Genomic DNA, 489 nt, shown 5'->3' with positions numbered 1-489 from the left:
ATGCCGAACGGCTGTTTACCACCTCTCACGTGATACCGGGGATGTTTACCCGTCAGGCGTGGGAAGGCGGGATACAAAAAGCGATAGCGGAGGCGGTGGCGTCACGTAAAGAGGCGATTGACTGGGTGCTGAGCGATAACCGTCAGACAGTCTCGGCGTCGGTATCCCCCGAAGAGTTGAAAGCCCGGCTGACCGCCCGTTACTTTACCGATTTTGCCGGGGCGTGGCAGGATTTTCTCAACAGCCTGCGCTGGAACAAAACCCGTAGTCTGTCGGATGTCATCGACCAGCTAACCCTGATGGCGGATGGGCGTCAGTCTCCGCTGATTGCGTTGATGAACACGCTGGCCTATCAGGGCGAAACCGGGCAACAGGGGCCGACGTTATCGGATTCATTGGTGAAATCTGCCAAGACATTGTTGAATAAAAATCCGCCGCCAATGATTAACCAACAGACGGCTGGCGTGCACGGACCGATGGATGAAACTT

At 55.8% G+C, this 489-nt stretch carries 1 protein-coding gene; it reads left to right on the top strand.

All coding sequences use genetic code 11. From position 1 onward, the window contains the following. Positions 1-489: ImcF-related family protein (locus tag EAE91_RS23770; RefSeq protein WP_244869035.1), on the top strand; the 489-nt coding region annotated here is incomplete at both ends.

This window comes from Photorhabdus noenieputensis, from assembly GCF_018448935.1.
Taxonomy (GTDB): domain Bacteria; phylum Pseudomonadota; class Gammaproteobacteria; order Enterobacterales; family Enterobacteriaceae; genus Photorhabdus; species Photorhabdus noenieputensis.
This window is presented reverse-complemented; position numbering and strand designations above follow the sequence as displayed.